25 protein-coding genes and 2 pseudogenes are annotated in these 22,949 nt (G+C 66.3%); 13 read left to right on the forward strand and 14 right to left on the reverse strand.

Features of this window, described 5'->3' with window-relative positions; genetic code table 11:
* Positions 1-506 precede the first annotated feature (506 nt).
* A pseudogene (locus tag NL241_RS17750) lies at positions 507-629 on the reverse strand (acetyltransferase); the annotation flags it as partial.
* A gap of 325 nt (positions 630-954) precedes the next feature.
* Positions 955-1,161: a DUF2191 domain-containing protein gene (locus tag NL241_RS17755; protein ID WP_487694674.1), complete on the reverse strand. Its 207-nt coding sequence runs from the start codon at positions 1,159-1,161 to the stop codon at positions 955-957.
* 176 nt (positions 1,162-1,337) lie between these two features.
* Between NL241_RS17755 and NL241_RS17760 the strand changes: the two are divergent.
* Positions 1,338-2,765: pseudogene (locus NL241_RS17760) on the forward strand (dihydrolipoyl dehydrogenase family protein); the annotation flags it as partial.
* A 223-nt stretch (positions 2,766-2,988) separates the two neighbouring features.
* Positions 2,989-3,519 (forward strand): hypothetical protein, encoded by a 531-nt coding sequence (locus NL241_RS17765; RefSeq protein WP_487694676.1) that lies wholly within the window; start codon positions 2,989-2,991, stop codon positions 3,517-3,519.
* A 133-nt stretch (positions 3,520-3,652) separates the two neighbouring features.
* Here NL241_RS17765 and NL241_RS17770 read toward each other — a convergent pair whose 3' ends face one another.
* The 4 genes from NL241_RS17770 to NL241_RS17785 form a co-directional block, all read right to left on the reverse strand.
* Complete coding sequence (locus tag NL241_RS17770; protein WP_494394577.1) at positions 3,653-4,546, reverse strand: helix-turn-helix transcriptional regulator; 894 nt, start codon at positions 4,544-4,546, stop codon at positions 3,653-3,655.
* 58 nt (positions 4,547-4,604) lie between these two features.
* Positions 4,605-5,396 (reverse strand): SDR family oxidoreductase, encoded by a 792-nt coding sequence (locus tag NL241_RS17775; RefSeq protein WP_487694679.1) that lies wholly within the window; start codon positions 5,394-5,396, stop codon positions 4,605-4,607.
* Between the two features lie 182 nt (positions 5,397-5,578).
* Entirely contained in the window at positions 5,579-5,932 is a 354-nt protein-coding gene (locus NL241_RS17780; protein WP_494394578.1) for a metallopeptidase family protein, read from the reverse strand.
* 85 nt (positions 5,933-6,017) lie between these two features.
* Entirely contained in the window at positions 6,018-6,803 is a 786-nt protein-coding gene (locus tag NL241_RS17785; RefSeq protein ID WP_494394579.1) for a TspO-related membrane protein, read from the reverse strand.
* Positions 6,804-6,936: 133 nt separating this feature from the next.
* Here NL241_RS17785 and NL241_RS17790 point away from each other — a divergent pair, with 133 nt between their 5' ends.
* Entirely contained in the window at positions 6,937-7,746 is an 810-nt protein-coding gene (locus NL241_RS17790; RefSeq protein ID WP_487694682.1) for an LLM class F420-dependent oxidoreductase, read from the forward strand.
* 6 nt (positions 7,747-7,752) lie between these two features.
* Here NL241_RS17790 and NL241_RS17795 read toward each other — a convergent pair whose 3' ends face one another.
* The 3 genes from NL241_RS17795 to NL241_RS17805 all read right to left on the reverse strand — a co-directional run bounded on the left by NL241_RS17795 (position 7,753) and on the right by NL241_RS17805 (position 9,530).
* The gene (locus tag NL241_RS17795) at positions 7,753-8,445 is read right to left on the reverse strand and encodes a helix-turn-helix transcriptional regulator (protein WP_487694684.1); all 693 of its coding nucleotides are present in this window, start codon (positions 8,443-8,445) and stop codon (positions 7,753-7,755) included.
* Positions 8,446-8,466: 21 nt separating this feature from the next.
* A complete protein-coding gene (locus NL241_RS17800; RefSeq protein WP_487694685.1) occupies positions 8,467-8,871 on the reverse strand; it encodes a nuclear transport factor 2 family protein in 405 nt (134 codons plus the stop codon).
* A gap of 92 nt (positions 8,872-8,963) precedes the next feature.
* A complete protein-coding gene (locus tag NL241_RS17805) occupies positions 8,964-9,530 on the reverse strand; it encodes a TetR/AcrR family transcriptional regulator (protein WP_494394580.1) in 567 nt (188 codons plus the stop codon).
* 95 nt (positions 9,531-9,625) lie between these two features.
* Here NL241_RS17805 and NL241_RS17810 point away from each other — a divergent pair, with 95 nt between their 5' ends.
* Together NL241_RS17810 and NL241_RS17815 are read left to right on the forward strand one after the other, a co-directional pair.
* A complete protein-coding gene (locus tag NL241_RS17810; protein ID WP_494394581.1) occupies positions 9,626-10,480 on the forward strand; it encodes an alpha/beta hydrolase in 855 nt (284 codons plus the stop codon).
* A 214-nt stretch (positions 10,481-10,694) separates the two neighbouring features.
* Positions 10,695-11,012: a CPCC family cysteine-rich protein gene (locus NL241_RS17815; RefSeq protein ID WP_494394582.1), complete on the forward strand. Its 318-nt coding sequence runs from the start codon at positions 10,695-10,697 to the stop codon at positions 11,010-11,012.
* Between the two features lie 34 nt (positions 11,013-11,046).
* On the opposite strand, the gene NL241_RS17820 is transcribed toward NL241_RS17815, so the two are convergent.
* Together NL241_RS17820 and NL241_RS17825 are read right to left on the reverse strand one after the other, a co-directional pair.
* On the reverse strand, positions 11,047-11,511 hold the full coding sequence (locus NL241_RS17820) for an SRPBCC family protein (protein WP_487694690.1): 465 nt from the start codon (positions 11,509-11,511) through the stop codon (positions 11,047-11,049).
* A gap of 105 nt (positions 11,512-11,616) precedes the next feature.
* Entirely contained in the window at positions 11,617-12,123 is a 507-nt protein-coding gene (locus NL241_RS17825; RefSeq protein WP_494394583.1) for a DUF4231 domain-containing protein, read from the reverse strand.
* A 157-nt stretch (positions 12,124-12,280) separates the two neighbouring features.
* Between NL241_RS17825 and NL241_RS17830 the strand changes: the two genes are divergently transcribed.
* The 6 genes from NL241_RS17830 to NL241_RS17855 all read left to right on the forward strand — a co-directional run bounded on the left by NL241_RS17830 (position 12,281) and on the right by NL241_RS17855 (position 18,264).
* Complete coding sequence (locus tag NL241_RS17830; protein ID WP_494394584.1) at positions 12,281-12,670, forward strand: TA system antitoxin ParD family protein; 390 nt, start codon at positions 12,281-12,283, stop codon at positions 12,668-12,670.
* On the forward strand, positions 12,667-13,245 hold the full coding sequence (locus tag NL241_RS17835) for an ATPase (RefSeq protein ID WP_494394585.1): 579 nt from the start codon (positions 12,667-12,669) through the stop codon (positions 13,243-13,245). The genes NL241_RS17830 and NL241_RS17835 overlap by 4 nt, the downstream gene beginning before the upstream one ends.
* A gap of 297 nt (positions 13,246-13,542) precedes the next feature.
* A complete protein-coding gene (locus tag NL241_RS17840) occupies positions 13,543-15,726 on the forward strand; it encodes an acyltransferase family protein (RefSeq protein WP_494398332.1) in 2,184 nt (727 codons plus the stop codon).
* 144 nt (positions 15,727-15,870) lie between these two features.
* Complete coding sequence (locus NL241_RS17845; protein ID WP_487694693.1) at positions 15,871-16,119, forward strand: BatC protein; 249 nt, start codon at positions 15,871-15,873, stop codon at positions 16,117-16,119.
* A 9-nt stretch (positions 16,120-16,128) separates the two neighbouring features.
* Positions 16,129-17,343: a cupin domain-containing protein gene (locus NL241_RS17850; RefSeq protein WP_494398333.1), complete on the forward strand. Its 1,215-nt coding sequence runs from the start codon at positions 16,129-16,131 to the stop codon at positions 17,341-17,343.
* A 21-nt stretch (positions 17,344-17,364) separates the two neighbouring features.
* Complete coding sequence (locus tag NL241_RS17855) at positions 17,365-18,264, forward strand: ferredoxin family protein (RefSeq protein ID WP_494394586.1); 900 nt, start codon at positions 17,365-17,367, stop codon at positions 18,262-18,264.
* Here NL241_RS17855 and NL241_RS17860 read toward each other — a convergent pair.
* Positions 18,261-19,181 carry an alpha/beta hydrolase gene (locus tag NL241_RS17860; RefSeq protein ID WP_494394587.1) on the reverse strand — a complete coding sequence of 307 codons (921 nt, stop codon included), beginning with the start codon at positions 19,179-19,181 and terminating at the stop codon, positions 18,261-18,263. The genes NL241_RS17855 and NL241_RS17860 overlap by 4 nt on opposite strands.
* A gap of 151 nt (positions 19,182-19,332) precedes the next feature.
* Here NL241_RS17860 and NL241_RS17865 point away from each other — a divergent pair, with 151 nt between their 5' ends.
* Entirely contained in the window at positions 19,333-20,247 is a 915-nt protein-coding gene (locus NL241_RS17865; RefSeq protein ID WP_494394588.1) for an MBL fold metallo-hydrolase, read from the forward strand.
* A 36-nt stretch (positions 20,248-20,283) separates the two neighbouring features.
* On the opposite strand, the gene NL241_RS17870 is transcribed toward NL241_RS17865, so the two are convergent.
* Both NL241_RS17870 and NL241_RS17875 read right to left on the reverse strand, forming a co-directional pair.
* Complete coding sequence (locus tag NL241_RS17870) at positions 20,284-21,249, reverse strand: alpha/beta fold hydrolase (protein WP_494394589.1); 966 nt, start codon at positions 21,247-21,249, stop codon at positions 20,284-20,286.
* A gap of 25 nt (positions 21,250-21,274) precedes the next feature.
* Positions 21,275-22,378 (reverse strand): FUSC family protein, encoded by a 1,104-nt coding sequence (locus tag NL241_RS17875; RefSeq protein WP_494398334.1) that lies wholly within the window; start codon positions 22,376-22,378, stop codon positions 21,275-21,277.
* A 59-nt stretch (positions 22,379-22,437) separates the two neighbouring features.
* On the opposite strand from NL241_RS17875, the gene NL241_RS17880 reads away from it, so the two are divergent.
* Entirely contained in the window at positions 22,438-22,947 is a 510-nt protein-coding gene (locus tag NL241_RS17880) for a MarR family winged helix-turn-helix transcriptional regulator (protein WP_487694701.1), read from the forward strand.
* The last annotated feature ends 2 nt before the right edge of the window (positions 22,948-22,949 follow it).

Consider the following 22,949-nt stretch of genomic DNA (forward strand, 5'->3'; position numbering starts at 1 on the left):
ACCCACGCTACGGTGATCGACCATGCGGTTCCTCACCGCTTCCGCAGGTTTCGGCCAATCGGACTGCGAGCGCATCGTCGATGAAGCGCTGGCGCAGCCCGTCCTGGCCGTCACCAGTCTGGCCTACGTCGCCGCCGGGATGGTCGTCCTCTGCTGGGCCGTGTGGGGCAGGTCGCCGCTCGCATGGGGTGCCGCCGTGGTGCTCGTGGCCGTCGGGATCGGCAGCTTCGCCTACCACGGGCCTGCGCCGTCGTGGGCCAAGCCGGCGCACGACCTGCCGATCATCGCTACGGGCGTCGTCTATGTCGCTCTTCTCGCCCGCAGCCGGCGTCGGCACTGGTGTTCGGTCTGGGCGCCGGCGGCCGGGTTGTTCGCGGTGGGCCTGATCGCCTACGCCGCGGGGCGTTCCGACTCACCGATGTGCCGGCCCGACAGTCTCTGGCAGTACCACGGCGTATGGCATGTCCTCTCCGCGATCGCCGCCGGATGGGCCGCCAGTGCGACGGCTACGCGCCGACCGGCTTGGGGGCGTCGTCAGCGGTGCGCGCCAACGCGTAGAGCGCCATTCGCCGGTTGACCATGTCGTGCTCGCCGAGAAAGACACACCCCGCGTATTCGCACACCCGGCGGTGGACGTCGTGAGCATTCGCGAGCGTGGCGATCAGGAGGTCGGCCATGCCCACTGCGCGGTGGCGGCCAGTGCTGGCCAGCTGTCGTTGTGCGCCCAGTGCCGTCTGCCAATCTTCGCCCTTGGTTGGCAGGAATTCGTAAGCCAAACGCCGGTCGGACCAGAGTTGTTCATATTCGGCAGAATTGCGGGCGCTGTAGAGCGCCTCGGCATCGAGTTGTGCCGTGGTCGCGACCAATCCGGCCTCAATAAGTGGGGCAAGCTTCGAGGCAATTCCAGATATGTCATCCGTGCTGCCGCGCTGGTGTCAACGAGGTACCGAGCAATCAACGCCACACGTCACCACGCGGTTCGGGTTCAGCCATCTCCCCTAGACCGCCATCTCGTAACCATGCGACCTGGCGTGCACGCGCAGACGATGCTGCGGCTTGCTGCAAGGCGATGCGCACCGTGTCGGATACGCCGGACGTCTTGAGCTCTCGCTGCGCGGCAGCCAGCAGGTCATCGTCGAGTTCGATCAGGCGTTTGGTCATCTGTCCAGCCTCCACAGGAATATATAAAACGCCCACAGGAATTCATCTGCCGTGATAGCGGTTCATCGACGCAACTGAAGGCAGCGCTCTTCGAGCCGCAATCCCCTGCGCTGTGCGACGGCACGACAGATACTTCGTCCTGAACGGCTGGCGCTGAAGACGAGCAGGGAGCAGCACAGATGCGCGTAGTTGTCATCGGAGGCGGTCCCGCTGGTGTCACGGCGGCATTGCACGCCGCGGAGTTGGGCGCTGAAGTCACGCTCATCGAGAGAGGACGCGTCGGCGGCACCGCCCTCAATCACGGGCCCGCGCCGGTGCGCACGCTGGCGCGGGCGGCGCGGCTGGTGCGGGACTGGAGCTCGTGGGAGCGGTTCGGGCTGCGCGGGCCGGGTCCGGAGGTCGACCTGGCCGCCGTCCTGGCCAACGCCCAGCGGGTGGCCGACTACGCGTATGAACGCAAGCGGATGGCCGAGCAGATCCGTACCGCCGGAATCGACCTCATCGAAGAGGCCGGTGACGCCCGGTTTACCGACGCGCACACGGTCGCCGTCGCCGACGGCCGAACGTGGACTGGGGATCGGGTGATCATCGCCGTCGGCGGTACGGCCGGGAGATTGCCCATCCCTGGCGCCGAACTCGGCCTGACCTACGAAGACCTGCGCTCGCTGACCACGTTGCCCCGCAGGGTCGGCGTCATCGGGGCGGCTGACACGGGGTGCCAGCTCACTTCAATCCTCGCGGACTTCGGTTGCCAAGTAACGCTTTTCGAGTATGCCCCCCGAATCGTTCAGCGAGCCGATGCCGAGGTCTCGGTAGAGCTCCAACAGGCTTTCCAGGCACGCGGCATCGATGTGTTCACCGACGCCGCAGTGCAACAAATCGAGGCCCTCCAGCCCGGCGTGCGCATCCTCTACCGCGTCGGCGACGAGTCCAGAACCCTCGACTTCGACGCGGTGTTCTTCGCCGTCGGCTGGCCCGGCAATGCCGACCTCATCGACGCGGCCGCCGCCGGCGTGGTGACCGAACGTGGCTCCGTGAAGGCAGACGTTTTCCAGGCCACCAATGTCCCCCACATCTTCGCTGCCGGCGACGTCGACGGGAACAGCATGGTTGTCAGCAGCGCAATCCTCGAAGGGCGCGTAGCCGCCGAGAACGCCGTGCTCGACGCGAAACGTCGCATCCTGCACGACATCGTCCCCGGCGGGAGCTTCACCAATCCTGAATACGGCAGCGTCGGGCTGACCGAAGAGCAAGCCCGTGCAAGCTACGACTGTGCTGTGGCCGTGGCCCGCTACGAGGATCTGCTGCGCCCGATCGCGGATGGGCACCCGGCCGGCTTCTGCAAGCTCATCGTCGACACCACCGAAAGGCACATCCTCGGCGCACATGTTGTCGGCGAGTACTCGGCCGAGGTGATCCAGATGGTTGCGGCCTGCATGGCGGCGGGCATGCGCATCGAAGACGTCGCCGAACTCCAGTTCGCGTTTCCGACCTTCACCGAGGGTGTCAGTCAGGCGGCGCAGATGCTGGCGAGCCGGCTTGGCGTCCGTCCGACACGCCGGCTCTGGAGCAGTCTTGCGCCCGGTGTCGAACCATCAGCGTGATGAGAACGACGTAATCAAAGATTGCCGAGTCATAGGCAGAATCCGTTTTGCCGTGTAACACCCATGGGCCTTCACCGGCGATCGGCGCACGTCTGTGCGCGGCCCCACGGTTGCAACGTCGCGTATGGGGAACTCCCTAGCATCGGCCCCGTCGATCCACGAGTGAGCCGAGGGACACCAGGCGCCCGCTACGCGACAACACCGACGAGAAAAGAGTCAATTCATGGCAACCGCAGACGCACGGGACCAGCCCGTCACCACGACCACCGACACCAACGCCGACTTGGAGGTCGATCACGCCGCCTTGGATGAGCCGCGCGGCAAGTGGCAGGCCGCAGAAGAAGCGGCGGCCCAAGCCGAGAACCGGCTCTCCCTCGTGTTGGAACGGCTCGAGGAAAATGCCGAACGGCGCAGCGCCGATGAGGCCGCGCTGCAAGCCGCCATCGACCAGCAGGCCGAACTCAAGCGCGCGCTCAAGTCGTCGGCTGAACAGCGGGAGACGCTGCGCAAGGCGCGAAGCAAGGCCCAACGCGAAGCCGAAGAGGCGCGCAAGGGGGCCCAGGCTGCTGAGGCAAAGTACGACGAGGCCCTACTCGCTGAGGTGCTGGCCGCGCAGAAGATCAAGGATCTGTCCGCGTTCGATGGGCAGGCGCAGGCCGTCCATGACGAAGCCGATGCCGTGGCTGTTCCCATCGCGCAGTCCACTGCCCAGACAACGGCTGCGGCCGTGACGGCTCGCAACGCCGGCGCCTAGCTGCTCAACCCGCCTCGTGGGCGGCGGCCCACGGTGGACGAAGGCCCAGGTGAGGTATCCCCTCGCCTGGGCCCTTTCGAAGGAGCTGACGTCACGTCGTCGCTTGTGGCCGTCCTAGTGACCACGGGATGAGTTATCCGCTGGGGGCATGAAGCTCGGTAGCCAACGTCTCCTGGCTGGCCCACGACGCCAACAAAGCCAGATTGTCAGCGGACGGCCCTCCCGCAGGCGTGGTGTAGATATTCAACTGCAGGCCAGGTTCGGTGGGCAGATCCATGGACTCGAAGTTCAGGTCGAGCCGCCCAACCACGGGATGGTTCACCTTCTTGCTCCCATGCCCTTTCAGCCGGACGTCCCGAGATGCCCACTGCTGCCGGAATAGCTCACTGCGCGTTGACAATTCACCGACCAAGGCGATGAGCTCCTCGTCGTTTGGATTGCGACCCGCTTCCATACGCAGCATCGCGGCCGCATTTCGCGCCGCATGGTCGTAGTCGACAAAGAACTTCCTCGCCTCGCCGGGATTCAAGTACACGAACCGTGCTGGGTTGGCGGGCCGCCGCGGGTCGGCCAGCAGTGGTGAATACAACGCGCGCCCAACGTGATTCATGGCGAGCACGTCGTAACGGCTGTTGCGGATCAACGCCGGCGCACCGGTGATGGCGTCGAGCACCTCCTGTAGCGCCGGACGCACCGTCGCGGAAGTCCTGCGGTGCCGTCGACCGCCGGACACCCCGGACTGGCGCGCGAGATGGAACAGGTGATCGCGCTCCGCGTCGGTCAGTTGTAAGGCTGTGCCCAGTGCGTCGAGCACACCCTCTGAGGTGCCGGCCAGGTTGCCGCGCTCGATGCGCACGTAATACTCGACCGAGACCCCAGCAAGTAGCGCAACCTCCTCTCGACGCAGGCCCTGGACCCGACGCTTGCCACCGTAGGCGGGCAGGCCAGCCATCTCGGGGGCGATACGGGCGCGACGCGACCTCAGGAACTCTCGGATCTCGGTGCGCAGATCAAGCGTGGCGGCCATACATTCACCGTAGGCCCGCGCCGCATCCCCAGGGAGGTACCGCCAATACCCTGAAGTTCTACGCTGTCGTGGCGATTCCCCCGTCGACGGGGACGACGGTGCCGGTCAGATAAGCGCTCGCCCGGCTGGCGAGGAACACCGCGACACCCGCCATGTCGTCGTCGCGGCCGATCCGGCGCAGCGGAGCCGATGCCGCGATCGCCTCGCCGAACTCGTCGAGGGTTGCCGCCATCATCGTCGACGGGAACGGTCCCGGCGCCACCGCATTCACCGTGACGTGCTGCGGGCCGAGCTCCTTGGCGAGCACCCTGGTGAGTTGATGTAGCGCAGCTTTGCTGCTGGAGTACGAGTAGTTGGGCCGGTTCGGGATATGGATGGCGGCGATGCTGCCGATGTTGATGATCCGCGCGGGATCGTCGGCGGTCCCAGCGCTGCGAAGTGCCGGCAGCAGCGCCTGCACCAGCCAAAACGGCGACTTCAGATTGAGGTCGAGGACCGTGTCCCAGGCTTCGTCGGGGAACGTGGCCAGCGGCTCGTCCCACAATGCGCCCGCATTGTTGACCAGGATGTCGAGACTCCCGGAATCGACCGTGACGAGCTGAGCGAGGCGGTCACACTCCTCGTGCCGGGACAGATCAGCGGGGACCGCCCAGACATCACCGAATTCCGACAGCTGTTCCTGCGCCTGGGCGCACGCGTCTGCGTTGCGTGAGCTGATGACCACGCGGGCGCCCGCCTGGAGGAGCCCGCGCGCGATCATCATCCCGATGCCCCTGGTGCCACCGGTGACCAGGGCACGCTTTCCACCAAGGCCGAAAAGCTCTGCATGCGTTGCGAATCGGTTGGTCACCTGCGGCGCCTTTCTGGTTGGTCGTAGAGATCGTCAGCTTCCACCGTCGTGTCTTCGGTCCTGCTCACTGAAGAGACGGTTCTCTCCTCCGTCAGTCGGACCCTCTAGCAAGTTAGGCAGAATGCGACATGCCGAGGAGATCCCCGTAGTAGGGGTACTGCCAGACTCCCCCTTGTCCGCGCTCAGTAGCGGTCGAGCTCGATCAGCCGCTGGTCGCTGATCCCGAAATGATGTGCGATCTCGTGGAATACGACGTGCCTGATCTCGCGGCGCAGACGTTCGGCATCGCCGGCGGCGAGTCGCGTGAGCGGGCCGGCAAAGATGCTGATCTTGTCGGGAAGCGCTCCGCTGTACCAGCTGGTTCGCCGCGGCAGCGGCACGCCCTGATAGAGGCCGAGTAACCGTTGTCCGGCGGGAGGCTCGTCCTCGACCACGATCTCGACGTTGCTCATCGCCGCACGGAGTTCGGCCGGCAGGGAGCCCAGGGCATCGTCGATGGCCTCCTCGAACGGATCCTCGACCGAACGCGTATCCATCCCAGCCATGGTGCCAGACCCCGGTCGTTTGGTCCCCTGCCAACCGACGATGCTCGCAGAACGTCCTGCGGTATGGCAGGCGCTCTCACCGCGCAACACGTCGACGGCGCAGGGCCAGCACCGCCGCGCCCACGACGGCGACGACGGCCGCGCCGGCCGTCGCGGCCAGCGGTGCGCTCCCCCGCTGCGATGCACCGATCGTGATCGCCACCAGCGCCCACACCACTCCGGCGACATAGCCCGGCGTGCCGTTCAGGATGTTCGTCACCCCGACTGCGACCACCGTCGCCGAGATCAACACGATCAGCTGCCACCACACGGTGGTCGGCGTCGCTCCGGCGGAGATCACGGCTGCCGCGACGTTGGCGAACACCGCGATGCTGCTCCACCCGAGGTACAACCCGAAGGTCAGCGTGGCCAACGTCGCCAGCCACGGCGGGCAGTTGAGGTCATGCCGGCGCCGGACGAGGAGCCGCATGATGTGGACGAGGCCGCACCCCATCACCGCGAACACCACCACGCTCACCCAGTACCATTCCTGCGCCGCCACAAGCAGCCAGACGCTGAAACCGACGAACACCAGACTCGCGTCCACCAGCACGGCGGTCTCCCACCACGAGCCCAGGCCGAACCGCAGCACGGCGATCATCGTCACCGCACTGAGCAGCGTGATCAGTCCCCACAGGCTGAACGCGTACCCGGCAGGGGTGATCAGGGCCTCGTTCGTCGCGCCATCCTGCAGGAAGTTCCCCGCGACTGCGTTCGCCACGACAGGTGCGGCGAGTTGTGTCAGCGCCAGGATCATGGCGATCCAACGCCATGGCCGGGTCGATCGAGCAGTGGTGGGCGGAGCGTGTTCGGTCGGTGTCATGGCCTTCCTCGGTCGCGCCGTTGGGGTTCACCGAGCATTCGGAACCGCGGGTCGCCCGGATGGGTCACGGAATAAACCCGCAACTGGCGAACTTGGCTCAGAAGTGACTTCTCCCTCCCACGCAGGAGCATCCATGACCCGTCCCGTCCGCGTCGCCGTGCAGATCCAGCCCGGCGGCGCGCCCGATTACGCCACGTGGCGCGAGGCCGTCCTGGCCGCCGACGACCTCGGCGTCGACGTGATCTTCGGCTATGACCACTTTCACCGCCCGGCGATGAAGGCTCTGGTCGACGGCAAGCCCGTGATGTTCGACGAGCAGCCCGACGTCGCCAACTTCGAGGGTTGGACCGCGCTCGCGTCGTGGGGTGAGATCACCTCACACGCCGAGATCGGGCTCCTCGTCACCGGCGTCGGTTACCGCAACCCGGACCTGCTCGCCGACATGGCGCGCACTGTCGACCACATCAGCGGCGGCCGGCTCATCCTGGGCCTCGGCGCGGGGTGGTACGAAAAGGACTACACCACTTACGGTTACGAATTCGGCACCTTCGGCTCTCGCTTCGATCTGTTCGACGAGAGTCTGATCCGCATCGAAAACCGGCTCGCCGCACTGATTCCGCCGCCCGTGCGCAAGCTTCCGATCCTCATCGGCGGCACGGGGCCCAAGCGCTCGTTGCCTGCTGTTGCCCGGCACGCCGACATCTGGCACGCGTTTCAGGACCTCGATGCGTTCCGCAGGTCCAGCGACCGCGTCGACGAATTGGCAGCGACGTTCGGCCGTAACGGCGCCGATATCGAACGCTCGACGCTCTGGGAGAACGCCGACAGCGCCGATGCCTTCCGCGAGGCAGGAGTCACGTTGTTCCAGACCGAACTCACCGCCGACAACGGTTACGATCTCGCGTCGTTGAAAGAGGTGCTCTCCTGGCGCGACAACGGTTGACCCCCGTTACCCGAGCCTTCGGGTGCGCCACCGCGACAGGTCCGCATCCAGCACCGCGGAATCCCGTTCGGAGAACACCTCTTCGGTGATCTCCAGGTGCCGGATGCGGTCGAGGTGAAATCCGCGGATGCCTTCGCGCAGCCGGCACCATCCCACGAACACCCACGCATCACCTCCGCGCAGCAGACCCATCGCCTCCACGTCACGGGTGGTGCGGGTCTCGCCGTCCTGCGAGGTGTAGTCCAACCGGACGATTCTGCGCGCGGCGATCGCCTCGGGAATCAGTGAGATCGCGGCCTCCGACGGGGGCTGAGCGTCGATGACGAACATCGACGCCAGCGCCTCGTCGACAGGCGCGAGCTGTTCCTCGCGGCTGATGGCAAGGATTTTCGCCCGCGCCCGCCGGGCTGCTGCACCATACGGCGAGGTCTCCAGCAGACCGAGCCCCGCGAGCACCGCCAGCGACTCCGGCACCGTGAGATTCAGCGGCGGCAGGGAGTGTTCCCGCAGGATCGAGTAACCGCCCGACACTCCGTGGTCGGCATAGATCGGGACCCCGGCAAGCTGAAGCGAGGAGATGTCCCGCTCGATCGTGCGCTTCGACACCTCGAACTCGTCGGCGAGCCGAGCGGCCGACAACGGCCGGCGTGCTCCCCGCAGCCGATCCACCAGCGCGTACAACCGCTCGGCTCTCCTCATGGATGTGAGTCTCCCCCGGTCTCAGCGCAGGTGTGCGCGCGTGCCGCCCACCGACCACACCTCGCGGATCAGCCCATGCTCGGTGAAGTCGAAGACATCGACACCGCCCGCAGCCAGTTCCCCGTCCTGCACGTTCCACAGCATCCGCCCGTGCGCGCCGTCGACGGCACGCGCTACTTCGGTGAACACCGTTCTCGGATGAAGTCGGTGATACGACTCCAGGAACCGAGCGAAACTGTCCGCGCCCAGCACATCGTCGCCCGGGTTCGACCCGTCGGTGTCGGAGTTCAGGAAGTGAATCCGGAAATCTTCACTGCAGATCCGACGGGCGATCTCACCATCGGAGTTCCACATCTCCAACCACACCGCGAGCGCCGCATCCGCAGCAGCCGAGTTTGTCTCCACCATGTTTGCGTTCTTGTTCATGACATCAGCATCAGACACTGCTGCGACAACGGTATGTCGGTGTTTCAGTGCCACGTCGAGGGCACAACACAGCGCTGAGAGTGCAATCGTGACTACTTGCTCACGGCCCGCAGGATCAAGGCGACCGCGTCCTTCGAGTGGGCCGCAGGAGTCAGCACCTTTTGCAAGAGCAGCCCACGAATAGCAGCAATGGCGACGGTCGCCATACTCAGCGCCTCCTTGGTGTCGTGCCCTTCGCGTTCGGCGAGCGACGCCAGCATCATGGTCAGGTCGTCGAGCGACTCGATGAACTCACGGAAGTCCCCCGGGCTGTACGCGGCGAGTCCTACTACGTGAAAGAAGCCGCGGACACGCGACAGCTGCCCTGGGCGGGTATAGGCCCGCCAGATCGCCACGACGAGGTCGTCAAAGGTGCCCTGCTGGGCGGTCTTGAACAGCGCCGCGTTGTCACGAGCTCGTTGCACCGTGAGCATGGCCGCCAAGACGCCCGAGAGTGAACCGAAGTGGTATCGCAGCAGAGCGTGGCTGGTCTCGGCCCGGGCGGCGACCTCGCGCAGCGACACTTCCGGTGAGGGAAGGTCGTCCTCGAAGGCGTCGAGAAGCCGAGCCAGCAGACGGTCGCGTGCGTCGCCTCTGCGTTCCGCGCTTGACAAGCTCACCCCGGCAGTTTATCCATTGGATAACCAATTTTCCAATGGATAAGAAACGTTGTGGGCGCCGCGCTGCGAGGCCCGCCGAGCTGTGAAGGATTTTGATGAGCTCCATGTGGCATGGCTGTCTCGCCGACACCGATTATTTCGAAATGCGTTCCGGCGGTGGGCATGACTACGGCGTTTGGGTCACCACGCCGCCGGGCTACAACCCCGAAATGACGCAAGCGCCTGTCGTGTATGTGCTCGACGGGAACTGGGCTGTGGGCCTGACGGCTCCGCTCATCGTCACCCAAATGGACCCCATGCAGCGGATCCAGCCCTACATCCAGGTCAGCGTCGGCTACGCGGGCGAGGAAGCACACGACTGGGATCGTTTGCGCAACAGGGACTTCGTGCCACCCGGCGAGCCCATCGCCAAGGAGCTCATCGATGCCGTGGAGATGGGAGTGCAAGCGGGCGGGCGCACACGCGAGGAAGCCGACGCCTACCTCGCCGAGCTACGCGACACCCACGCCGATGCATTCCTGAACTTCCTCACCGCGGACTTGCACCCGCGGATCGAACGCGACTATGGCGCAGCCGCAAGCGGTCACGGCCTTTTCGGCTACTCCTACGGCGGACTTTTCAGCCTCTACACCTGGCTCAGCGGCGCCGCGCTCTTCGACAGCATCGGAGCGGGCAGCCCCGGCGTCGTCGCTGAAGACAGTCAGATCTTCGCCCAACTCCACCAGTTGGGCGACAGTGAGCGTGCTGCCAAGCTTCACGTGACGTTCAACGACCGAGAGCTTCTCGGAGACCTGGCCATCTACCAAAACCTCGCGAAGAACACCGCCACCGTCCTTCATCGCCTCACCGCACGCAGTGAAGCGGTCACCAGCGAGATGCTGCACGAAACGCACGTGACGGGCCTACAGGCATCGTTTCTCAGCTACCTCAGGACCTGCCGTGCGCTGTGAGCCCGCACCGACACGTCACGGCCGATGCCCCCGCCTGCAGTCCACTACCTTCGTCGTCTATGCGTAAGCGTCCCCGGACGTCGCCGCGCTCTGGGACAATGCGATGACGCTGGCCTCGATGGTCCCGTTGTGTGTCCATACGCGAGCAGAGGTCCGAGTTCGGAGGACGCTGACGATGAGCGGTGTTGTACGCGGCCCGGGCGATGACCCGTCGATGAGTGACGAAGAAATTCTCGCCATGCGCAACCGGTGGTTCGACTTCTACACCTCGCAGCTGCATGTCATGGCAAGGGGGAACCCGGACGGCTACTCTTGCCCGTGCTGCGGGCACGTGACCCTGACGGAGCGCGGCGGCGACGAGATCTGCGACGAATGTGGTTGGCAGGACGACGGACAAGACGACCACGACAGCCACGTCGTCCGAGGTGGCCCCAACAAGGGATTGAGTCTGGACGCCGCGCGCGCGGCGTACGTCGAGCGGGGCGGTGAACGTCTTCCGCACGTACCGCCCGTCGAGCCCAGACCGTGGTAATCCCCGGTCCATCAACCAGCCCGGAACGGCCTCCTCAGGACGACACCTCGGCAGCCAGTCGCGCCAGCGTGTCGTTCAGCTGAGCCTCGGTGACCAACGGGAACTTCACCTTCTCCAGCAGCTTCTTGTCGGTGACCTTCGACCAGTCGTAGGTGTGACGCACCAGGGTTTCCTTCGGCCCCTGAGACTCCAACTCCCACAGCCACTCCCACCCGGGCGGCTCGGTGCCGGCGGGCGCGGTCTTCCAGGCCAGCAGCTTGTCCTTCGCATAACCGGACACGTGGTTGTCGGTCTTGTATTCCCCGCCCATGTGATCGCCCTGCATGTTCATGGTGAACACCTCGCCGACCTTCTGGATCCGATCAGCGTGGTCCACACTGCGGATGAACCCGGAGCCGTCGAGCGCTTGGTGTCGCGCAGGATTGGACAGGACGTCGAAAACCGCATCGACGGGTGCGGTGATGGTTCGTTCGACAGTGACCTTCTCGTTGTCGCTCATCACTCCACACTGCCGAAACCTGCCCGATACGGCAACGTTGCCTCGGTACCGGATGGGCCCGACAATCACGCGGGCGCGCCCGAGTGGGCCTCTCCCCTGAAGTTGTCAGACGGCCGTTGCGGGCGGCGGCGGTGTTGCGGCGGGACCGTGTGCCGACTGCAGGGCCTGCGCCCACCCTGCGGTCTCGCCGGCGACGATCGCTTCGGTTCGGGCCACCAATGTGGCTGTGGCGTCACCGGTTTGATAGGGATCGACACCAGTACTCCACTTGACGACCTCGGCCTGAAGGTCCAGCAGGGCTCGGCTGGATCGGATCCAGTTCTCCCCCCAGCGCCACACGTGCCGAACAGCGCCGACCACCACAACCGCGGATCCCAGCACCGCCGCCGTCGCCGCCGGAGCGTGCAGGGCGGTAACCGCCGGTATTGCCGCCGACAACACGATGAGAGCCACTTCGGCGACGTAGAACGCCTTGCGTTGATAACGAGCATTGCGTGCGTACCAGTCCAGACGGTCCCGGACGCTCGGCGGTAGGGACTCGCCGCCGCGGCGGAGAGCCAGCCAGCCGTTGCCTGTGGCCTTCGCGTCTACATCGGTGCTGACAATGGTCATGCTCAATCCCCCGGTGAAGGTCTGTTTACAGTCGCAGTTCGTGAGATTGTCCGGCCGACCACGCGACTCGGAGCGCGTACGTGACTACTCGAACTTCTGGGCGGCGGCTGTAGCATTCCGCTACAAGGCGTAGCATCCTGCTACAGGAGGTGCGGACATGACGAACGTCGCCGATCGCGTCACCAGGGTTGCCGCGGACCTGGTGGACAGCGCCGCCGCTGAAGGTGCCCGGCAAAGCAGGTCCGCCAAGCAGCAACTCGATCATTGGGCCCGGGTGGGCCGGGCGGTATCGAGCCATCAGACCGCCTCGCGGCGCCGCATCGAGGCGGCACTGGCCGGCGACGTGGACACCAACCGACTCTCCGAGGAAGAAGGGCTCGTCTTCAACGCGGAGATCTCGGCCGCCATCGAGGAGTCCCTGGCCGCCGCCCACTACGGTGATGCGCTGGCAGCGCAGGGCATCACCACGGTGGCACTCAACGATGACGGCGAGATCGTCGAATACCGGCCCGACGGCACCACCTCGGTGGTTGACGTCGACAGGTGAAGCGTCTCGACCTCGTTGTCGGACCGAACGGTGCGGGAAAGTCGACGTTCATCGCGGTGACGTTGGCACCGCTGCTGCCGCGCAGTGCCTTCGTCAACGCTGACGAGATCGCAAAAAAGCGTTGGCCCGAGAATCCCGCCGCCCACGCCTACGACGCGGCACGGATCGCGGCAGACACCCGCGCCAAGCTGATCGAGGCCGGCGTGTCGTTCATCGCCGAGACCGTCTTTTCGCATCCGTCGAAGCTGGAGTTGATTCACGCCGCTCACGCGGCGGGCTACGTGATCGCTCTGCACGTGGTGCTGATCCCCGAAGACCTCGCCGTGGAACGTGTGAAGCGACGCGTCCGTCATGGCGGACACGACGTGCCCGAAGACAAGATCCGTGAACGGCACCGCCGCTTGTGGCAATTGGTGGCCGACGCAATCGAAATCACCGACACCGCAACAATTTACGACAACTCACGGCTCGAAGGGCCCCGGATCGTCGCGCAACTGACCGGCGGCACGGTCATCGGCGCGCCGACGTGGCCGGCGTGGGCATCCGAGGAGCTGTCCCGGCGCTGGCCGAACTAGGGCGACCGCGGCGTTGCAGCTGCCCTGCCGTTGATATCGGCAACGAACCGCCGCCGCCCAACCGCCCGCCGGCTGCCCGACGATCATCTGAATTCAAACGCATCAACCTGCGACTTTTTGAATTCGTGTTTGATCGCGGCTGCTTTCGATGTATAGATAGCGGCTGAAGTAGCAAATCCGCGCGCGTCACGCCTGCGCGGATTCGGGGTGGGAAGGCACAGATGTGAGGGAAGCAGTGGTTCTTTTGGGCTGCGCAGGTTCGGAACCGTGACGACCGCCCGCTCGCAACACGATGCTCTGCCCACCACAGCGTCCCCAGCCCGGGAACCTGCGAGGCCCTCGGCTGACAACGGGTTTCGACCCGACATCCAGGGCCTGCGCGCCGTAGCGGTGCTGGCCGTGGTCCTGTTTCACGCTGACCTGCCCGGCCTGAGTGGCGGCTTCGTCGGCGTGGACGTCTTCTTCGTCATCTCGGGCTTCCTGATCACCGGGCTGCTGTGGCGTGAGGCCAGCACAACCGGCACCGTCCGATTGCGCAATTTCTACGGTGCGCGGGCGCGCCGACTGCTGCCGGCCGCAGCGGTGGTGGGTGTTGTCACCATGATCGCCTCGGCGTTGCTGCTCCCCCCGTTGCAGATTCGGTCGGTCACCATCGACGGGATCACCAGCGCGCTGTACGTCAGCAACTACTGGTTCATCAGCTCAGGCGTGCAGTACTTCGGCCATCAGAGCGTGTTGTCTCCGTCGCCGTTCCAGCACTACTGGTCGCTGGGCGTCGAAGAACAGTTCTACTTCGTATGGCCCATCCTGATCATCGGCACGGCCTGGCTCCTCCGACGGGTACGCCGACGCAACACCGGTCCGTCGGCGCGCCCCTATGTGGTGCTCCTCGCCTTGATCGTCGCCGTGTCGTTCGCGCTGTCGGTGGTGATCACCTACCTCATTCCCGCCGTGGCGTTCTTCTCATTGCCCACCCGCGCCTGGCAGTTGGCCGTCGGCGGCCTGGTGGCTCTCACGGTCATGTACTGGCGCCGGCTTCCCATCCGAGCTGCTGTAGCCGCGGGATGGGCGGGGCTGGCGCTGATCCTGCTGGCGTGCACCCAGATGACGGGAGCCACCAGCTATCCGGGTGTCGCCGCGCTGGTGCCCACTCTGGGCGCTGTCCTGGTGCTGGGCGCCGGGTGCGCCGCACCGGTACAGGGATGCGGCCGCCTGCTCGGGTTGTCGACGATGGGTGCGATCGGAAAGGTGTCGTACTCGTGGTACCTGTGGCACTGGCCGGTTCTGGTGCTCACTCCGGCACTGCTGGGCCAGGACGTCGGGTTGGCCACCAAGCTGGCGGCGGCCCTGGTCTCACTGGGGCTGGCGGTGCTCACCTTGCGATACATCGAGAATCCGGTGCGATTCGCCGGTCGTGTGCGCCGCTCTCCCAGGGTCAGCCTGACCGTCGGCGGTGCCGCCACCGCGGTGGCGGTGTGTGTGGGCGTGCTTCTCCTGGTCTGGGTGCCGAACCCGGTGGGCCGGGGCCCGGCGGCTGACCCTTTGATCACCACTGCTGTGCCCGCCCCCGCAGGATCTGGCATGGCGGCGTACGACGCCGCGGTGCAGAACGCCTTCGATGAGGTACAAGCTGCTGTCGCGGCATCAGTGGACCTCAGAGCCGTTCCGTCGAACCTGAACCCGCCGCTGACCGACCAGACGGCCCAACAGCTGGGCATCTTGACCAACGGCTGCCTGCGTGTGCTGCCCTTCGAATCCGGACGTCCCGAATGCGCCGAGGGTGATTCCGGCGCCCCGACCACGGTGGCGTTGATCGGCGATTCCCGTGCCGCGATGTTCAATCCGGCATTTCAGCGCATCGCCGAGCAGCGGCACTGGCGGCTGTTGATGATGGCCAAGGCGGGCTGTCCGATAACGAACCTGCCCATGAGCGAGTACTTCAACGGTCTGGCCGAGGAGTTCCACCGCTGCGCGCAGTGGCGCACTCACATCATGGACCGGTTGCGCGTCGAGCGGCCGCAGCTGATCGTGGTGAGCTCGGCACGTGCCTACGACGCCACCGGCGCCCACACACTGCGGCCGGGTTTGAAGATCTATGACCAGGCATGGATGAGCAGCCTGACCCGCCTGGTGCAGGAGCTGCGGGCAACCGGTGCACAGGTGCTGGTGCTGGGACCGACCGCCGACCCACCCGCGCCGGTGCCGCTGTGCCTGTCCGGCCACCTCGACGACGCCACCGCATGTGCAGCGGCGCGAGGGGTGGAACACGCACCCGGCGTTGCGGCGGAGGCCGCCGCAACCGAAGCCGGCGGTGGGCAGTACGCCGACGTCGACGGACTGTTCTGTTCCGCGAACCGCTGCCCCGCGATCGTCGGCAACACCATGGTGTACTTCGACGCCGGACACCTGACGCACGAGTACTCCGAGCTGTTGGCGCCGGCGCTCGGAGCGCTGGCCGACCGCGCGCTCGCCCACCGCTGAGCAACACCCCCCCGAGGTAAGCCAAACCTGGCGTTTCGATCGCGCGCTGGCGGGGCAATCCCCCGACGCGCGCAGCCCGCGCACGCTTCACACGACGCTGAAGCGGAAGCCATTCCTTCGGGATCACAGTGAAAGAAGACTCGCATGGCTCTCGATGACGACGACATCAGCACCTCGACCGGTGGCGGCGAGGGACCGGCCGATGGGGGCAGCAACCCCGGCGGTCATGACGGCGGCGCCGACGGCACCGCGGGCGGCGAAGGCCCCGCCGACGGCGGCAGCAACCCCGAAGGCCATGACGGCGGCGCCGACGGCACCGCAAGCGGCGAAGGCCCCGCCGACGGCGGCAGCAACCCCGAAGGCCACGACGGCGGCGCCGACGGCACCGCCTGAGGCCCCGTGGTGCTCAGCCGTTGTATCGGCATCGAATCCGATGTCTTCGCTTCCGACTTCTGGGGGCGCAAGCCGCTGCTGAGCTCCTCCGGCGCGCTGCCCCGCGACTTCTGCGACCTCCTGTCACCCGACATGGTCGACGAGCTCATCGCAGAGCGCGGGGTACGCGCGCCGTTCATCCGGCTGGCCAAACAGGGGCAGCTCCTGGCCAAGGACTCCTATCTGGGCCCCGCCGGGTTCGGCGCGGAGATCGCCGATCAGGTCGACCCGGCCAAGGTGCTGAGCCAGCTCGATGCCGGCGCCACGGTGGTGCTTCAAGGCCTGCATCGGCTGTGGCCGCCGCTGATCGAGTTCGTGCGTGAACTGGTGGCCGATATCGGGCACCCCGTGCAGGCGAACGCCTACATCACCCCACCGGGGAACCGCGGATTCGATTTCCACTACGACGTGCACGACGTGTTCGTGCTCCAGGTCGCCGGCACCAAACGATGGATCGTGCACGAGCCGGTGCACCCCCATCCGCTGCCATCACAGCCGTGGACAGATTTCCGCGAACAGATTGCCGAACGAGTTGCCGGCGCGCCGGTGATCGACACCGAGCTGACCGACGGCGATGCGCTCTACGTGCCGCGAGGATGGGTCCATGCGGCCCAGGCTCTGGATACCACGTCGATACACCTGACGATCGGTGTCGCGGCCACGACGCCGCTGGACGTGGCGCGCGCAGTGCTCGACCAGCTGAGCGCCTGCGAGGAGTTCCGGGCTCCCCTCCCCCTGGGAATCAACCCGGCCAACCAGGACGAAACAGCAGCAACAGCAGCCAAAGTCATCTCCCAGATCGTCGCGCATCTGCGTGACAACGCGGACGGGCTCAGCACCGCCGCCGCCGAGCAGTTGCTCCGCCGCCACAACTCGCGGACCCGGCCCGAGGCGGTCCGTCCGCTCGCGACGTTACGCGCTGTCGAGCATGCCGCCTCGACGCGAGTTCGGTGGCGGCGCGGTTTGACCGCCACCCTCACAGCGGAATCCGCGGACCGGGTGAGTCTGCGCCTGCCGGACAAGACGATGACATTCCCCACGCTGTGTGCCGCCGCTTTACAGGAACTCCTCAGCGGCCGCGACGCCGACGCAGCCGGCCTGCCCGGTTTGGATACTGCCGATGGCACGGTGCTGGTTCGGCGGCTGCTCCGGGAGGGTGTTTTGGAGCCCTCCCCTGACCAGTGAGCGAATCTCTAGGCTGACCTGGTGACCCATGAGAAACGCCCGCCGTGCAGCGCTGAATCCTTGGCGCGCGACGAACCCATGTACGCCACCGCGTCCGCCGGCTCCTCGTGGCTTCTGCTCGAATTGGACGGCGCCTGGGGACCTTCGGCGTTCCTGCAGTCGCATTCCTCGATCGACCCTGATCTCGGCCGCGCGATCGTGCGCCGTGCCGAGGCCGCCGGTATGCGCATCGCGGCGATACGGCGCCACGGCCGTCGTGTGCAGACCCCGCGGTGGCGGTGGTTCGTGGCGAAATCCGGTGTCGGAGAGCATGCGCTGTTCCACGGCGAGGTCGAAGGGCCCCGCGATTATCTGGACCTCGATCTCGCCGGTGGTGACGGCGCCGAAGTAGACCACCCGCTGGTGGCCGTGTGCGCACACGGTAGGCACGACCAGTGCTGCGCGGTCCGCGGCCGCGCAGCTGTGGCGGCAATCGCTGCCGAGTTCCCCGAATTCACCTGGGAGTGTTCACATTTGGGAGGCGACCGGTTCGCCGCGACAATGCTGATCCTGCCCGAGGGTCTGTGCTACGGCCGCGTCGACAGCACCGACGGCGCGGAACTGGTTCGGCTTTACCTCGACGGACGGCTCGACGACCGGTTTCTCCGCGGCCGTACCTCCGTGCCGCACGTGGTGCAAGCTGCGCAGCACTTCGCGCGTGTTGCCCACGGGGACAACCGGATCGACACTCTTCATCCCGTCACCGTGGAAAGCGGCGATGGACAGGCGCGGGTGGTGCTGACCGCCGACACCGGCGCGGTGGAGGTGCTGCTGAACGAATCGATGTCCGAGCCGCTGTTCTCCCAGTGCCGGGCCACCATCGCCGGCCCGGTCCGCACATTCGGTCTGCGCTCGATCAGCGTAACATCCGCAACCCGCTAGAGGTACTGGCCGAAAAACGCCGACAACCGTTCAATGGCCTGGCCCACATACTCTGGCTCGTCATACATCTCGTAGTGGCCGGCACCCTCGACGATGAGCGGTTCGACGGGATTGGGGGCCAGGCTCAGGAGCTTCATCCCCGCCTCGTACTGGCCGGTGTTCCCTCGGCGCCCCGCGACGATCACCTGAAGCGGTTGGGTGAGCAGTTGGTCGACGAGGTGGAAGGCGTCGTATCCGAGGAGCAGTGAATCGCTGCGACGCAGCCGCCGGTTGGTCGAGTACTCGTTTCGGCCTCTGGGCGTGCGGTAGTACGTGATCGCCTGGGTGGTGTCGAGGTCGGTGATTCCGGCCGCTGCCGCGTCCTCGAGTGTGTCCGGCAGCCAGTTGACCCGTTCCAGGTGGTCGCCGGTGACTTCCTTTGTGCGTGCAGCGGCAAGCTCTTCGAGTGCGGCCACGGGCCCGTCCGGAGCGAACGCCGGGCCGCGCCAGGACTCCCCCATGTTGCCGGCGACGACGGTGGCGATGGCCTTGATGCGGTGATCGGTGCGCGCGGTATGGACGGCGTAGCCGCCGCCGGCACAGATACCGAGCGCGCCGATCCGTTCCGGGTCGATGCCGGCGATGGTGCTCAGTGCATCGATCGCGAAGGAGATGTCCTCTCCGCGGCGGTAGGGATCTTCCAGGTCGCGCGGTTGTCCCCCGCTTCGGCCTTGATAGGCGGGATCGAAGGTGAGGGCGGCAAAACCGTTGTCGGCCAGTCGGGACGCATAGTTGGCACCGATCTGCTCTTTGACGCTGCTGCCTGGTGTGGCGAGCACGACGGCGGCGCGTGGTGCCTCGGAGTCGAAGCCCTCCGGGAGGTAGAGATCGGCGGACAGTTCAAAGGCTCCACGAGGAATGGAGATGTGCTGGGGCATACGACCGAGGGTACGAGACCGACTCGGGTTCGCCATCGCCTCACGGCCACCCTCATAGGTCTTCGCAGGGGCTGGATGAGTTCTGCCGCCGGCGGGTGTTCTCCCGGATAGAGAGGTCGTCTTTGAGTGAAGAGTCCAGGAGGAGAAGAACATGAGCTTGGTCAACATCGCACATTCCGTTGGGGCGGTACATGACGAGTTGGTGCCCTCCCGCTATGCACTGCGGGTCGGTGAGATCGAGGTGATGGTGATCAGTGACGGCGTACTGCCGATCACGGCGGAAACGTTGGCCACCAACGCCGACTCGGCGGAGTTGGCGGCCTGGCTCGAGGACATGTTCCTGCCCCCGGATGTCTTGGACTGGCCGCTCAATGTCGCCGTGGTCCGTAGTGGTGATCGGACAATTCTGATCGATTCCGGCCTGGGCCTTGAGTTTCCGGGCTTTCCGCGGGCGGGCCAGCTGGCGATGCGTCTGGAGGCCGCCGGCATTGCCCCGGCATCGGTGACCGATGTGGTGCTCACCCACTTGCACATGGATCACATCGGCGGACTGCTCGCCGATGGACTGCGGGGCCGGATGCGCCCGGACCTGAGGATCCACCTGGCGACCGCCGAGGCCGAATTCTGGGCCGCCCCCGATTTCTCCCGCACCGCCATGCCGGCGCCGGTGCCCGAGGTGCTGCGCTCCACCGCATCACGATTTCTGGATGTGTACCGCAGCCAGTTGCAGCCGTTCCAGACGGAGTACGAGGTGGCACCGGGCGTACGGGTCTGCCGTACGGGTGGTCACACCCCGGGGCACAGCATCGTCCGTCTGGAGTCCGGCGGTGACCGGCTGACGTTCGCCGGCGACGCCGTGTTCCAACCCGGCTTCGACAAGCCCGAGTGGCACAACGGCTTTGAGCATGACCCCGAGGAAGCGGCGCGGGTCCGGGTCCGTCTGCTGCACGAACTGGCGGCGACGGGTGAGGCGCTGGTGGCGACCCACCTGTCGTTCCCCTCCGTCTGCCGGGTGGCGGTCGCCGGCAACGCGTTCCGTTTCGTCCCGACCGTCTGGGACTACTGACCACACGGTCGATGTGGTGACCCGGCGGTTCACCCGTCAGGCGGGCTCCACGTCACCGAGAAACGCGGTCAGCGCGGCATTGACCTCGCCGGGCCTTTCCTCCTGCAGCCAGTGGCCGGCACCGTCGATCAGTACCTCCCGGTAGGGCGCGGTGACGACCTCCCGAACACGGTCACGCGGCGACATCGCCATCGCCGGATCGGCGGTGCCGCCGAGGAACAACGTCGGAACTGCGATCGTCGGGGATGCGGTGGTCTCGGTGAGCTCCCAGTTCCGGTCGAAGTTCCGGTACCAGTTCAGCGGGCCGGTGAATCCGGTGGCGGTGAATTCGGCGATGTAGTGGTCTGCCTCGTCCTGCGTGATCCACTGCGGCCACTCCGTTTCGGGCAACCGCTCGATGAAGCCCGCAGGACCGGGCGTCGCCATCTCCAGAAAGATGTTCTCACCGTTGACCGAGCGAATTCCGCCCATCAACCTGCGCATCGTGCGGGCCGGATCGGCGTTCAGCTCGGCATCGGCGGGCCCCGGTTCCTGGAAGTAGAGGACGTAGGCGAAGTTGTCGCCGAAGACGCTGCGCCACAGTTGTGTCGGGGGTACAGGTGGGCGCGGTGCCGGCGCAACGCTGAGCGCCACCAACGCCGACACCCGGTCCGGGTGCAGCAGCGCGAAGTTGGTTGCCACCAACGCACCCCAGTCGTGACCCACTATCGCCGCCCGGTCAGCGTCGACGTCGTCGAGCAGGCCCACGATATCGCCGGTGAGGTTCACGATGTCGTAGTCGGCGACCGACGCGGGGCGCGAGGATCCCCCGTAACCGCGCTGATCGGGGGCCAGCACGTGGTAGCCCGCTGCGGCGAGGACCGGGATCTGGTGCCGCCACGAGAACGCGAGTTCGGGAAATCCATGTGCCAGAACGACTACCGGGGCACCACGGTCGCCGGCCTCGGTGACCCTCAGCGTGACTCCGTTGGTGTCGACGAATCGTTGCCTCGAGGCGTTCACCGTCTCAGTCAAACACAATGCCAGATCAGTGTGCGGTGGCGCGCAGACTCTGGTGCTCGGCGGAACTGATGGTCACGGCGGCGATGACGATACCCACGACGATGCCGATACCGGTATCAGCGATCCGGTCGAGGGCGATCTCCGGTGACAGTCCCGCACCGAGCCCGGTGAGCAGCAGCGCCATCGGAGTCACCGCCAACGAGGTGACCGCGTAGTTCACTGTCGAGGCCACCTCGGCGACCACCTGGAAGACGACGATGGCTGCGACGGCACCCCAGTAGCCCAGCGGTAGCGCCAACAGGGCCGCCGCCAGCAGTGCGCCGCCGATGTTGCCGAGCAGACGCTGCACACCGCGGTGTACCGCCACGTGGTAGCCGACGCCCTGCATGGTTGCCACCGCGCCCATCGTGGCCCACATCGGATGTTCCAGATGGGCGCCGGCCGCGATGGCTGCGCCGAGCGCTCCCGCCACCGCGATGCACCCGCCGCGCGCGATCAGTCGCCGGTGCGGCGCACGGGCCATCGTCACACGAAGCGATTCCCGTTGCGCGGAGGGTTGTTTCGGTTTCTTGCGAAGTAGCAGCGCACCCCACCACGGGGCCATCGCGGCCGACACACCGATCACCGCACCGAGGACCGTGGCCGTCACCACTCGGAACACATCGCCGGCATCGTGGGCGAAGCCGGCGGCACCCACTGCGCCGAACACGAACACCACAGCACCAGGGCCGACGATGTGCAGGGCCCAGACCAGATACGCTGCCGCTCCGGCGAGGAGCGAGATCACCGCAACGACAACGGCGAGGGGGTACCCGCCGGCGCCCAGCAGGGCCCCGATGCCGAGGGCCGCCGTGATACCTGCCGCCAGGACGAGCAGGCGCCCGAAGCGCACAGGATAGGGGTCGGGGCGGCAGAACGCCGACACCAATGCTCCCAGCGCGGCGAACCCAGCGATATCCCGCTGATGGACCAGACCGCCGATGACGAACACCAGTGTCACCGCGACACCCACGCACAGCGGTCCCGTCACGGCGGCCCGGTGCAGATCCAGCCGAAGAGCGCCGCGCCAGGATTGCGGATCGACGGCATGACGCAGGGCCGCGCTGCCGCGACCGACTTGTTCGAGGATCACCCGAGGAACTTTATCACTATTTTACTTATAAAATACTCCGGGGATATCATGGCCGCGTGCCTCAACCCGCAGATGCGCGCGCGCTCACGGACACCGTCGACCGCATCCGCCGTGAATGGGAACAGGCCTGCCCCGACCTGGACACCGCACCCATCGAGGTGTTGGGCCGGGTGCACCGGATCGCCTCGATCAGCAATCAACGGCTCGATCTGCATCTCGAACGCCACGGCATCACCCGGTCGGAGTTCAGTGTCCTCAGCGCCCTGGCACGCGCCGGTCGCCCGCTTCGAGCCAGCGAAGTCGTGTCCACCACCATGCTCAGCGGAGCGTCGATCACCAAGATCGCCGACAGTCTCCTGCGCCGCGAACTCCTGGTCCGGCAGAAATCCGAGCGAGACGGACGGGTGGTACTGCTGGCGTTGACCGATGCCGGCCAGGCCGTGGTGGACGACGAGATGCCGCGGCGCCTCGCCGATGACGAGGAGATGATCGCCGCATTGTCGGGGGCCGAACGCGAAACGCTTGCCCACCTGCTGCGCAAGATCTGCGCAGGGCTCGGCGAATGAGC

This window comes from Mycolicibacterium sp. SMGY-1XX, assembly GCF_059132455.1.